General features: G+C 46.9%; 9 protein-coding genes. 6 read left to right on the top strand and 3 right to left on the bottom strand.

The genetic code is table 11. The features are described 5' to 3' along the window. Window position 1 precedes the first annotated feature (1 nt). Window positions 2-643: a bifunctional 4-hydroxy-2-oxoglutarate aldolase/2-dehydro-3-deoxy-phosphogluconate aldolase gene (locus tag KO518_RS14735; RefSeq protein ID WP_216026553.1), complete on the top strand. Its 642-nt coding sequence runs from the start codon at window positions 2-4 to the stop codon at window positions 641-643. Window positions 644-720: 77 nt separating this feature from the next. Here KO518_RS14735 and KO518_RS14730 read toward each other — a convergent pair whose 3' ends face one another. Beyond that, window positions 721-1,566 (bottom strand): D-hexose-6-phosphate mutarotase, encoded by an 846-nt coding sequence (locus KO518_RS14730; RefSeq protein ID WP_216026552.1) that lies wholly within the window; start codon window positions 1,564-1,566, stop codon window positions 721-723. A 125-nt stretch (window positions 1,567-1,691) separates the two neighbouring features. Beyond that, a complete protein-coding gene (gene gap / locus KO518_RS14725; protein ID WP_216026551.1) occupies window positions 1,692-2,687 on the bottom strand; it encodes a type I glyceraldehyde-3-phosphate dehydrogenase in 996 nt (331 codons plus the stop codon). 236 nt (window positions 2,688-2,923) lie between these two features. Here gap and malQ point away from each other — a divergent pair, with 236 nt between their 5' ends. The 5 genes from malQ to msrB all read left to right on the top strand — a co-directional run bounded on the left by malQ (window position 2,924) and on the right by msrB (window position 11,551). Next, window positions 2,924-5,128 carry a 4-alpha-glucanotransferase gene (gene malQ, locus KO518_RS14720; protein ID WP_216026550.1) on the top strand — a complete coding sequence of 735 codons (2,205 nt, stop codon included), beginning with the start codon at window positions 2,924-2,926 and terminating at the stop codon, window positions 5,126-5,128. Window positions 5,129-5,189: 61 nt separating this feature from the next. Continuing rightward, window positions 5,190-7,355, top strand: a complete 2,166-nt coding sequence (gene glgB, locus KO518_RS14715) for a 1,4-alpha-glucan branching protein GlgB (protein WP_216026549.1) — start codon at window positions 5,190-5,192, stop codon at window positions 7,353-7,355. Between the two features lie 8 nt (window positions 7,356-7,363). Beyond that, the gene (gene glgX / locus KO518_RS14710; protein WP_216026548.1) at window positions 7,364-9,445 is read left to right on the top strand and encodes a glycogen debranching protein GlgX; all 2,082 of its coding nucleotides are present in this window, start codon (window positions 7,364-7,366) and stop codon (window positions 9,443-9,445) included. Between the two features lie 140 nt (window positions 9,446-9,585). Beyond that, entirely contained in the window at window positions 9,586-11,133 is a 1,548-nt protein-coding gene (gene gndA / locus KO518_RS14705) for an NADP-dependent phosphogluconate dehydrogenase (RefSeq protein WP_216026547.1), read from the top strand. 16 nt (window positions 11,134-11,149) lie between these two features. Further along, window positions 11,150-11,551, top strand: a complete 402-nt coding sequence (msrB, locus tag KO518_RS14700) for a peptide-methionine (R)-S-oxide reductase MsrB (RefSeq protein ID WP_216026546.1) — start codon at window positions 11,150-11,152, stop codon at window positions 11,549-11,551. A gap of 134 nt (window positions 11,552-11,685) precedes the next feature. On the opposite strand, the gene KO518_RS14695 is transcribed toward msrB, so the two are convergent. Further along, window positions 11,686-12,522: a DUF2989 domain-containing protein gene (locus KO518_RS14695; RefSeq protein ID WP_256444458.1), complete on the bottom strand. Its 837-nt coding sequence runs from the start codon at window positions 12,520-12,522 to the stop codon at window positions 11,686-11,688. Window positions 12,523-12,698: the final 176 nt, after the last annotated feature.

Genomic DNA, 12,698 nt, shown 5'->3' with positions numbered 1-12,698 from the left:
TATGACAATGAATTGGAAATATTCACCGGCGGATGTATTTGCTGCTGGTCCTGTGGTCCCGGTGTTAGTAATTAAAGACCTGGAAAAAGCAGTGCCGCTAGCAAAAGCATTAATGGCTGGTGGCATCAAAGTACTGGAAGTTACGCTTCGTACGCCAGTAGCACTGGAAGTCATTAGAAAAATAGCAGATGAAGTACCAGATGCGATCATCGGAGCAGGGACGGTAACTAATGCACAGCAATTGAAACAGGTTATAGAAGCAGGGGCTAAATTTGCCATCAGCCCGGGCTTAACGGAAAACTTGTTACAGGCAGGCAAAGAGTCGCAGATCCCACTTATTCCAGGCATTTCATCTATATCAGATTTAATGACCGCTAAAGATGCGGGTTACGACCATCTCAAATTCTTCCCAGCGGAAGCTTCAGGTGGTGTTAAAGCCATTAAATCCATCAGTGGGCCGTTTCCTGATATTACCTTTTGCCCGACGGGCGGTATTGGGCCAGCCAACTACAACGACTATCTGGCATTGAACAGTGTTAAGTGTGTAGGCGGTTCCTGGGTTGCCCCTGATGACGCCATCGAAAACGGTGATTGGGATGCTATCACCGCCTTGGCAAAAGCTGCATGTGAAGGTGCCGCGTAACAGTCTGTTTCCTCGTCTGGCTGTTTACAGTTATAAAAAAACCAGCTTGTGGCTGGTTTTTTTTGCTGTTAGTCGGCTTACCTTACCAGTTGAGTCACAGTGTGTTTTTCGTCCGGGGACAGGGGACAACCGTTGGTGATAGCTGTTTCTACACACATCATGTGTTTGAAACCAAATGCATCCATATCTGCAATTGATGCAGCACCTTGCCATGGATTCCAGACTACCATGGAGTCATGGCCGCCACTCTCTACAACCGTAAATTCTGTCTGCTGGTAGTTAATTGTCACTGTTTTTGCCGCGTGGTTGTGAATTCGGTCAGTTTCCCCATTTATGCTATATGGATTGGGTGTCGGCTTTTCTGCCCAGTTTTCGAGCTTGTCTTTGTACTCGCCCGAAATTCCCTCCAAAGTCACTTGGGCAATGTCCGGCACACTAAAATAAGTGTGCAATGCAGCGTTAAAGCGAAAGGGCACTATACCGGTGTTGCGAGTTTCCAGTGATACGGTAAGGGCTGACCCTACCATAACTTCATAACTCACCGTACAATCGTATTCGAAGCCGTCTCCACGACTGAATGCCGGTGACAACACAATGCGAGTGCCTTCAGGGGTTTCTTCTGCGTATTGGATTTGCCATACCTGCGTACGTAAAAAACCGTGAGCGGGCAGGGCGCCTTTCTCTCTGCCGTGGTCGTCGGCAAACCATGGCCAACAGATCGGAATGCCCCCGCGAATGGGGCGCTCGCCATTGAGATAAGCATGCGGACTTAACCACAATCTGTCACGATTGTCTGTTTTTGGCGTGAAAGACAGAACGTGGGCGCCGTAAAGACTAATCCGGCACGACGCGAATGCGTTATCAATATGTAAGAAAGTAATACCTGCCGATTCGTCTACCCTGATTGTGTCGGGAATACTCACGAAATGTCTCCTTGACAATAAATGCGTGTGAATTTGTTTTATTGTGCATTGAAAATAAAAAAGGTGCGATAAAAATCACACCTTCTTTTTCAATTTGCGCCGAGGGCGCTTTTAATACGGGTAGATTAGGCTGAAATGTGCTTCACCAAGTCCAGAACTTTATTGGAGTAACCCCATTCGTTGTCATACCAAGAAACCACTTTCACAAAGGTGTCAGTTAAGGCAATACCCGCGTCGGCGTCGAATACAGACGTTCTCGCATCACCCAAAAAGTCGTTAGATACCACTGCGTCCTCAGTGTAACCAAGAATGCCTTTCAACTCTCCTTCAGCGGCCGCTTTCATGGCTTCACAAATCGCCTCATAAGAAGTGGGTTTAGCCAGGTTTACTGTTAAATCGACCACCGATACGTTAGGAGTAGGTACACGGAATGCCATACCGGTTAACTTGCCATTGAGAGCGGGAATAACCTTACCAACAGCTTTTGCAGCACCAGTAGATGAAGGAATGATGTTCTGGCTCGCGCCACGACCACCGCGCCAGTCTTTATGAGACGGGCCATCTACGGTTTTCTGGGTCGCTGTGGTGGCGTGAACGGTTGTCATCAAACCATCTACAATTCCGAAGTTGTCGTTTAGCACTTTCGCGACGGGGGCAAGACAGTTTGTGGTGCACGACGCGTTGGAAACAATGGTTTGACCTTCATAACTATCGTGGTTGACTCCCATTACAAACATGGGCGTGTCGTCCTTAGACGGCGCTGACATTACCACTTTTTTCGCGCCAGCTTCAATGTGAGCCGCTGCAGTTTCCTTAGTAAGGAACAGACCTGTTGATTCTACTACTACATCAACGTTGACATCACCCCAGGCTAAATCTGCAGGGTTTCTTTCGGAAGTCACACGGATTGTATTACCGTTTACCACCAAGTTGTTGTTCTCGATAGCGATCTCGCCGTCAAAGATACCGTGGGTGGAATCGTATTTCAGCATGTAAGCAATATAATCTGTGTCTAGCAGGTCGTTAATTGCAACAACTTCAATGTCGTCCCGTTGTTGAGCTGCGCGCATTACTAAACGACCGATGCGTCCAAAACCATTGATACCGATGCGTATTGTCATGACATACCTCTAAATTTGGTATTAGTGAAAATAAATTACGTAAAGTATGGATCAAAATGGCATAATTGGCAAAACAAAATGCGATTGATGTTGCAAAATTACAGTAGTCGGCTATGCAATCGTATTCAATTTCGCCTTTCGCATCTTTAATCGATAATGTTAAAAAATTGTGCGTTGGCTGCTATGCTGGAGATGTATCCACCATGCTCGACGCTGTTAAACAGGAAAAGACGACTATGACAAATCCCGTTTTGCAACAACTTGTTGAGATGCGAGGAATTGAAACTCACTATATCGATGCATGGGGTAAACCCGCCGTTATCTCAGAAACAAGTCAGACAAAACTATTAAATGCACTGGGTTACAACACCCATGACAAAGACGCCATTGTATCTCAACTGCACGATGAAGCGAGACGATTTTGGCAGTCACCGTTAAACCCGGTACAGGTGTTACGCCAATCAGATGCCACGTTGTTTACTATTCGGTTGCCTATTGAACTGGTTACCGACTCTTATACTGTAGCTATTACAACGGAAAAGGGGCAAGTCTTCGATCACAGTTTCACACCGGTTGATGAAACTTTAGTTAACGTTGCGCATATAGATGAAGTGGAGTTCCACGAATATCAGATTCAGTTGCCCCTCTCATTGCCCATGGGGTATCACACCTTGGCATTGTTTGTGGAGGGCGACGATGAGGCGTTGGGTTACATGCGCATTATTATGGCACCTTCTCGTTGTTATATTCCTGAGGAGATTGCAAAAGGCAAAAAGCTCTGGGGGCTGAGTGTTCAGCTCTATTGCGTAAAAAGTGATACAAATTGGGGCATGGGTGACTTTTCTGACCTTGCGTACCTTATTCGCAATGCCGCAAATAGAGGCGCGGATTTTATTGGATTGAACCCCATTCATGCCTTGTATCCTGCGAATCCAGATGCTTGTAGTCCATATGGCCCGTCGTCCCGTCGCTGGTTAAATTACTTATATCTGGATGTAACCGCACTGCCTTGCTACGAGGATCCCAGGGTACAATCGCTCGTCAATGACACTGAATTTCAGCGTAAACTAAATGCCGTAAGGCAAACCGATTATGTTGATTACGCCGGGGTAGCAGCGCTTAAACTGGCGGCGCTCACTGCGTTATTTGATGCTTACTACGAACGTTATTTGACCAAAAATACGCGACAGCGCAAAGCGTTTGCAGCCTTTGTTCAGGAGGGCGGTGAAAGCCTCGACATGCTAGCGGTATACGACACCCTGCAAGAAGCACTGGCGGAAGAAGGTAAGTTGTCTTGGGGATGGCCGGTATTTCCTGAGTCTTTGTCTGATTATCACAAAGACGGTGTTGCGGCTTACCGAAAGAAACATGAAAAGCGGGTTAAATTTTTCATGTTTCTACAATGGCAGGCCGCGCTGCAGTTGCAAAAGGCAAGCGATGTTGCCGTCGAAGCCGGCATGACGATAGGTCTGTACCGTGATCTGGCGGTGGGCGTAAGTGAGGGGAGTGCTGAAATCTGGGGGAATAAAGATCTCTATTGTATTGATGCCTCCGTAGGTGCCCCACCAGATATACTCGGACCTTTAGGACAAAACTGGGGTTTACCACCGATGGATCCCCACAAACTCTACGAACAGCAATATCAGCCAATTATCGATTTGTTTTCATCTAACATGGCAGGTTCAGGAGCGTTGAGAATCGACCATGTTATGGCACTATTGCGGCTGTGGTGGGTGCCGAAGGGAGACGACGCTAAAGACGGCGGTTACGTTTATTATCCCGTTGATGACTTACTCGCCATTCTCGCACTGGAAAGCCATCGTAATAAGAGCTTAGTAATAGGCGAAGATTTAGGCACAGTTCCTGAAGAAATTCGTGAGAAACTAGCTGAAAATGGCGTCTATTCGTATCGTGTTTTCTTTTTTGAACAGGCCGAAGATGGCGGTTTTTTCTCGCCTTCTCATTATCCTGTGCAATCAATGTCTACCCTGACCACCCATGACATGCCAACTCTCAAGGGCTTCTGGCATTGCCTGGACCTTGAATTGGGCAAAGAAATTGGGCTGTATCCTACCGAAGCTATTTTGTCGCAGCTATACACAGACAGACATGACAACAAACAGGCGATATTGGATACTTTACACGGGCATCACAGCATTAGTGAGCACATCAGCCATGATGTAAACTATGTGGGTATGACCACTGAGCTAAACAGGGGAATGCAGCTACATATGGCAACGGGTTCAAGTGCTTTATTGAGTTTGCAACTTGAAGACTGGCTGGAGATGGACAAGCCTGTTAATGTACCTGGTACTTTTAATGAATATCCCAACTGGCGAAGAAAGTTGTCCCATACGTTGCAGCAGATATTTAATGACGAAACCCTTGATGCCCTTGCCTATAAGCTGACAGAAACAAGAAGAAAAGCCAGTACAGAGTAAGGTATGCGGTATTGGTATCGCAAGGCCTGTCGGCTAAACCGGCAGGCGAGAGGAGTAAAAAATGGATGTAGAACAGCAATTATCCCACGCAAAGTGTCGTGATCCGTTCTCAATACTTGGAATAAAAATTAACGATAATAAGGTTAGTATTACCGCGTATGTGCCTGACGCCCAAGCCATCGACGTTCACTTCGGAGGTGAATCTGCTGCTATTACTTCATTGAAGCGGGTTAAAAAGTCGGATTTGTTTTCCGCCGTCGCTCCTCTTTCATCCTTTAAAGGCCCCTATTATTTGCGGGTTACCACAAAAGACAGTGAGTATAGTTACTGCGATCCATACCAATTCCAAGATGCTGCGTATCACGGCGTGCATTTTATTGATCACGAACCGCAAAATTTGTATCGGCAGGGTGGAGCGCAGCTTATTGAAGTCGATGGAGTAAAGGCGACGCGCTTTATTGTTTATGCTCCCAATGCATCTGCGGTGTCCGTGATTGGTGATTTCAATCATTGGGATGGCAGACGTCATGCGATGCAACAAACGGATCTGGGTTACTGGGTACTGGTCATTCCCGGCGTAAGCGAGAGCGCGCGCTACAAATATCAATTGAAGGATGCGTGGGGTAATGATTTACCACATAAAGCCGACCCGCTCGGGTATGCCGCTGAGCAATATCCTTCCCACGCATCTATGGTGTATAACCACGATAGGTATCAATGGCGAGATAAGCAGTGGATGCAAAGCCGGGAAGGGGATAAATACACTCGTCCTATGAGTATATACGAAGTGCATTTGGGTTCCTGGCGTCGCCCTGATGCAACATCAGGTTCTCGCTATTTATCTTATCGTGCGCTGTCTGAGTCTCTGGTTAGTTATGTCAAAGAGATGGGGTATACCCATATTGAATTGCTTCCCGTTTCTGAATTTCCTTTTGACGGTTCATGGGGCTATCAGCCTGTTGGCTTGTTTGCTCCCACTAGTCGGTTTGGTTCACCGGATGAGTTCAAGTATTTTGTCGATACCTGTCACCAGGCTGATATTGGTGTGATTATCGATTGGGTACCTGCACACTTCCCCGAAGACGCCCACGGTTTGGCGCGTTTCGATGGTAGCCACGTCTATGAATATGATGACCCAAGGAAAGGATGGCACCCTGATTGGAACTCGTGTATTTATGACTTTGGCAAAGACACAGTCCGTCAATTCTTGGTAGCTAATGCCCTATACTGGCTTGATAAATTTCACGTAGATGGTCTTAGGGTTGATGCGGTTGCGTCAATGCTTTACCTGGATTACTCCAGAAATGAAGGCGAATGGATCCCTAACGTTGACGGTGGCAATGAGAATTACGAAGCCATTAGTCTTTTGAAATGGATGAACGAGGAAGTTTACAAACATTTCCCAGGCGCAATGACGATTGCTGAAGAATCCACCTCTTTTCCCAGGGTTTCACGGCCGGTTTATGAAGGAGGCCTGGGTTTTGGCTTCAAATGGAATATGGGGTGGATGCATGATTCCTTGCACTACATAAGTAAAGATCCTGCATACCGTCGTTATCATCACGGCGATATTACTTTCAGCATGGTTTACGCCTTCGATGAAAATTTTGTCCTGCCTATTTCACATGATGAGGTAGTGCATGGAAAAGGAAGTTTGCTGGGAAAAATGCCAGGCGATGAGTGGCAGCAGGCGGCTAATTTGCGCTGTTATGCCGCTTTTATGTATGGACATCCTGGTAAGAAGCTCAATTTTATGGGTAATGAATTTGCGCAAGCAAGAGAGTGGAATCACGATGGTGAACTCGACTGGCATTTACTTGAGTTTGACAAACACAAAGGTGTTCAGACCTTGTATAAAACGCTGAACCATACGTACCAGTCTTTCCCTGCGCTTCACGAGTTAGATCATCATTTTGAAGGCTTTAGCTGGATCGATCACAATTACGCTGAACTCAGCGTGTTGTCCTTCGTGAGAAAAGCGAAGACGCAACAAAAAGTGTATGTAATATGCAATTTTACGCCAGCACCGCGCAGTAAGTTTCGCGTCGGGGTAGAAAACCCAGGAAGCTATCGGCTTATTCTCAATACAGACGATGGCCAATACTGGGGCAGTGAGTTCCCGGTTCCCGGAGAGGTGAGTGCAGACAACATTCCATGGAACGATAAACCGTATTCCATTGAAATTGAATTGCCACCCTTGGCAACGCTGTACTGGGTTTATGAATAGGAGCCATAGTGGCCGTGCAGACAGAATTATCATCTCAATGGCAGACCAAACGGGGACTGCCTTCACCCTTGGGGGCTACCTTTACTGGTGAAGGCGTAAATTTTGCGGTTTATTGTCCAGGGGCAAAGTCTGTTACCTTGTGTTTATACAGCCATGACACAGAGGAACTCCTTATTGATATCGACCTGACAGGCAAAACCGGCGATATATGGCATCTTTTCGTTGCTGGTGTGCAAGAAGGGCAATTGTACGCTTACCGCGTAGTTCGAGCTGAGCAATTCTTGCATACGGTAACGTCTGAGAAATTGCTTATCGATCCTTATGCCAAAATGCTCAACAGGCCGATTCACTGGAATGCCAGACAGTACGAAACCGATACGGCGTTTATGATCCCTCGTAGTGTCGTAGTAAAAACACCCGAAATTTCCGCTTCAGCAAAACCTGAGTTCAAGCCCCATGAGCGTATCTTATATGAAGCTCATGTAAAAGGCATGACCATGAATCACCCTGCGGTGCCTGAATCTCATAGAGGTACGTACGTAGGGGCCCGTCATCCAGAGGTCATTGCACACATAAAGGCGTTAGGAGTAACCACTGTGCAATTTATGCCTCTCGCCAGTTTTATGCCGGAGCCTTACATCACCGAGAAGGGGATGACGAATTACTGGGGTTACAATCCGGTTAATTTTTTCGCACCGGAGCCGCGTTATGGGGTGAAAGATGCCTTTAACGAATTGAGGGATATGGTTGATGCGTATCACGAGGCAGGACTCGAAGTGATCGTCGATGTGGTGTTCAATCACACTGCAGAAGGAGGCGACGGCGGGCCCGTACTATCGTTTAAGGGATTTTGTCCTCAGCAGGCCTATCTACTGGAACAGGCGGCGACTGGTGAACTGGTTTACAGTAATCATTCTGGCTGTGGCAATACGGTACACAGTGCGCAGCCCTTTATGATGACACTTATTATGGATGCCCTGCGACACTGGGTGACGGTGTTTGGTGTTGATGGTTTTCGCTTTGACCTTGCAGTGTGTTTGGGTCGAGATCCCCAGCAATTTACCCCTCACTCGGGTTTGCTTAGAGCCATTGCGCAGGATCCCGTGCTAAGAAACGTTATTCTCATTGCCGAACCTTGGGATATCGGTCCTGGCGGGTATCAGCTCGGAGCGTTTCCCTATCCTTGGTTGGAGGTCAGTGACCGCTATCGGGACACTGTTCGCGCGTTTTGGCGAGGTGATCACGCTATAACCCCCGAATTTGCTACTCGCCTGATGGGTTCCAGAGACATCTTCCACAAGGGGAGCAAGCCCATCACTACATCGGTGAATAATGTCACTTACCACGATGGGTTTACGCTACACGATTTAGTGAGTTACGCCCAGCGGCACAATGAAGCCAATGGCGAAAACAACCGTGACGGGCACGGGCACAATCTGTCTGCCAATTACGGTGTGGAAGGTGAAACGCATGACGAACAGATCCTTGCGCTGAGAGAGCAACAAAAACGAAATTTGTTTGTTTCGTTGCTGTTGTCTCAGGGGACACCTCACATTCTCGGAGGAGATGAGTTAAGTCGTACTCAATTGGGTAATAACAATGCTTATTGCCAGGACAATGATATTAACTGGTATCAGTGGTCGCTCAACAAGCGGCAGACAGATTTTCTTCACTTCTGTCAACACGTTATTCACCTCAGAAAACGCAGTGTTTTGCTGCAGCAGCTCTTAATGGAAGATGACGATTTTCAAAGGGAACAAAATGTTGCGGCCATAAGGTGGTTTAAGCCAGATGGACGGGATAAAGTGTCTGAAGACTGGCAATCGCCTCAGAGCAAGGCCTTTGGCGTTGAAATCAAGGGCTGTGCAGTTGCTTCGGATGAACCGGAACACTGGTTTTTGTGTTTCAATGCCAGCAAGGAAGACAGGCGGTTTAATTTGCCCAGTTTGTCAGCGAGGGGGGCGTGGCAATTAGAGGTTGATACTCGTTATGCGTCTTTATCAGAACAACCTCAAATAAGTATTCAGCGGGTATTTTTGCAGGCTGCCAGAACGGTTGCAGTGTTTAGCTTTCAACCGCTGAGACCTTGAGCACCTTTACTAGTGTTCGCTAGCTAACCGGTCGGTACACTTTCAACCCTAATTCATCAGTAAATAAACAAACTTTTAGTGTGGGCTCTGGCCGGGAGTGGTATGATCCGCAGCCATCTGAAACGTGAGGTGAGACCAAAATGCAAAAAGAAGATGGAAAGCAACCAGAACCAAAATGTGATATCGGATTCATTGGCCTGGGCGTGATGGGCGCCAATTTGACATTGAATCTTGTCGATCATGATTATCGGGTTGCCTGTTTCGACCTAGACCAATCAAAAGTTGACGCCATATTGGCTAAAGACGAAGAGGAGCGCGGTGATTTGCCTCCACGGGTTGAAGGTTGTAGCTCCTACACGGAGTTGTTGAGCAAACTCACGTCACCTCACATGATTATTGTTTCCGTTCCGGCCGGAGCACCTGTTGACCATGTGTGCTCACACCTCATCGATGCTGGTATTCAGGCTGACGACATTGTTGTCGATACAGGAAACAGTTTGTGGACTGATTCAGTAGAGCGTGAAGAAAGATACAAAAGCAAATTTATATTCTTTTCAACGGCCGTTTCTGGCGGTGAAGTAGGGGCCCGATTCGGCCCGTCTCTTATGCCCTCGGGCAATCCGTATGCGTGGACTCGACTTGAACCCGTATTAACAGCCATTGCTGCCAAGGTTGATGCAAAAACCGGCTTGCCCCTTGAGTCATTTGTCCCTGGACAGCCTGTTACCGATGGCGAACCTTGTGCTACCTATATTGGCCCTGTTGGTGCCGGCCACTATGTAAAGATGGTTCACAATGGCATCGAATACGCAGATATGCAGCTTATATGTGAAACGTATCAGGTCATGCGCACGTCTTTACACATGTCACCGGCGGAGATTGCTGAAGTATTTCGTCGGTGGAATCATGGCAAACTCAACAGTTACTTAATTGAAATCAGTGCTGAAGTACTTGAACAGATAGATCCTGACACGGGCGTCCCCCTGGTAGATGTCATTTTGGACAAAGCTGGGCAGAAAGGTACCGGACTGTGGACAGCGGTAAGTGCTCTGCAGGTTGGCAGCCCCGCGCAGACCATTACCGCCGCAGTATTTGCACGCAGTATTTCAAGCTTAAAAGAAGAGCGTGTGGTGGCCAGTAAAGTACTCAGTGGACCGGCTGTGAAATCGCTTTCTGATTCAGAAAAAATGGCTGCAATAAACAAACTTGAACACGCCTTATATTGTTCAAAAATTTGCGCTTATGCACAGGGGTTCCAGCTCATGGCAACGGCTTCTAAAGAACGCGGCTGGGAGCTTGATTTTGGTGCTATCGCACGTATTTGGCGTGCAGGCTGTATTATTCGCGCAGTGTTTTTGCAATCAATCGCGAAGGCCTATGAGACCAATGAAGAATTGGCAAACTTGCTGCTGGATCCATTTTTCTCTGAGCAAATTACCCAATATCAGGCTGATTGGCGGGAATCTTTAGCTGAAGCAGCGCTGGCAGGTATACCATGCCCAGCCATGATGTCGGCGTTGAGCTACTACGATTCGTACCGCACCGCTGTGTTGCCGGCGAATTTACTGCAGGGGCAGCGAGATTATTTTGGCGCCCATACTTATCAACGAGTTGACAAACCAGTTGGGAAGAAATTCCACCTCGATTGGAGCGATCCTGCACGCCCTCAACATGCGGTAAAAAAATAGCTTAAAGGTGGTGATCATGACGGACCGAACAAACTGGAAAGCCAAGTTGTCCTCAGACGCATACCATGTCACACGGCAGGCAGGAACAGAGCGACCGTTTACTGGTGTTTTGCTTAACGAAGATCGATCTGGAACTTATTTGTGTAAGTGTTGTGGTAGTACACTGTTTGATGCGTCAGCTAAATTTGATGCCGGTTGCGGCTGGCCGTCTTTCGATAAACAAACATCAGATGGCAATGTAGGCTATCGGGAAGACTCTAGTCACGGTATGCAAAGGGTAGAAATTTACTGTTTGTCCTGTGATGCGCACCTAGGCCATGTTTTCCGCGACGGACCAACGGAAACTGGCCAGCGATATTGCGTGAACTCCCTCTCTATGGATTTTAAAACCTCAGATGGAGAAAAAATCGCGGGATAAATAACTTAACTTCACATGTGGTTAAAAATTAAACGCCTCCTCATTTGTAGGCGGTGTTTTTGTTTTGTATCAATCATGATTACAGTGAAACATCACATGAGAAGATGAAAGTTGCTTACAACATTATCGTCGTTTTACAGTTTAGTAAGTCCCAAAGAATCAGCATTGAAAGCGCCATCACTCAGCGCTGCGGTGACTTCATCGGCTACGTCGTCCAGTAGCGATACTGGTAACTGATATTTATTTGCAATTGATGATAATTGGTTGTCATTGATACCAGCTTCATATTCCTGACCAACCCTGGACCAAATATACACCAGACCAAATTTCCCTTCTTCCAGAGCAATGGTCGCCAGAGATTGGAAAACGGATGTATCCATATTGTCGTCGTCTTCATACATGCTAAGGGCTTTGTGTAGGGATTGTTTAGCCGCTGAAAGATCGCGCTTAACCTGAATAGATGCCAGTGCTATAAGCAGCTCTGGCGTGCGCAGCTCGCCGCGGTTTGCCGCGTCTAAAAATCGTTTTCTCGCATTTACGTCGCTAAAACGAGACCAGTGATAATACGCCAGTAGCGGGTGTGAGCTATCTTTCGATAGCCTCGATAGGCGGTCTAACTCCTTTCGCGCGGTAACCACACCTTTCATGCGACCGCCTTCGATATCCCGATACTTTTTATGGGTAATCCCCGACGCCTTGGTAATGCAGCGTTGATAAGTTTCAAAGATCAAGAGTTTTCGATAGTGCTGTTCTTCGTTTAGTTCATCAGGGTGACGATATCTGTGTCTGATAATGTCTGCTTTTTCAGACCGACACCATTGGTCGGGGTTTAAATCTTCACACAGAGCCGGATTGTCCTTACAGATAGTAGCGACTTTGGGTTCAAACATATCGTTGCAACCTGAGAGGATGGCGACGAGAAAAACAAGTCCCGCGAGGCAATTGATTTTTGTGGAAAAATTACCAAACAAATGACAGTCGACAGTGGATTTTGGGGAAATACTGAAAATTTTCAACAATTTGGTCTTCCTGATTGAATTATTTACACTTGAGGTCGTTCCACGCAGACAACGATATTACACCTTAGTGTACCCTACAATTAAATGTGTGACTGCCTGGATGATGACACAAATTTTATTCTATAAAG

The organism is Aestuariibacter sp. A3R04 (assembly GCF_018860805.1).
Taxonomy (GTDB): domain Bacteria; phylum Pseudomonadota; class Gammaproteobacteria; order Enterobacterales; family Alteromonadaceae; genus Alteromonas.
Note: the sequence above shows the minus strand (reverse complement) of the source record. Positions and strands in the feature narration are given on the sequence as shown.

Coding starts and splice junctions, on each gene's coding strand:
- KO518_RS14735 (WP_216026553.1), top strand. CDS start 2: ATGACAATGAATTGGAAATATTCACCGGCGGATGTATTTGCTGCTGGT.
- glgB (WP_216026549.1), top strand. CDS start 5,190: ATGGATGTAGAACAGCAATTATCCCACGCAAAGTGTCGTGATCCGTTC.
- gap (WP_216026551.1), bottom strand. CDS start 2,687: ATGACAATACGCATCGGTATCAATGGTTTTGGACGCATCGGTCGTTTA.
- malQ (WP_216026550.1), top strand. CDS start 2,924: ATGACAAATCCCGTTTTGCAACAACTTGTTGAGATGCGAGGAATTGAA.
- msrB (WP_216026546.1), top strand. CDS start 11,150: ATGACGGACCGAACAAACTGGAAAGCCAAGTTGTCCTCAGACGCATAC.
- gndA (WP_216026547.1), top strand. CDS start 9,586: ATGCAAAAAGAAGATGGAAAGCAACCAGAACCAAAATGTGATATCGGA.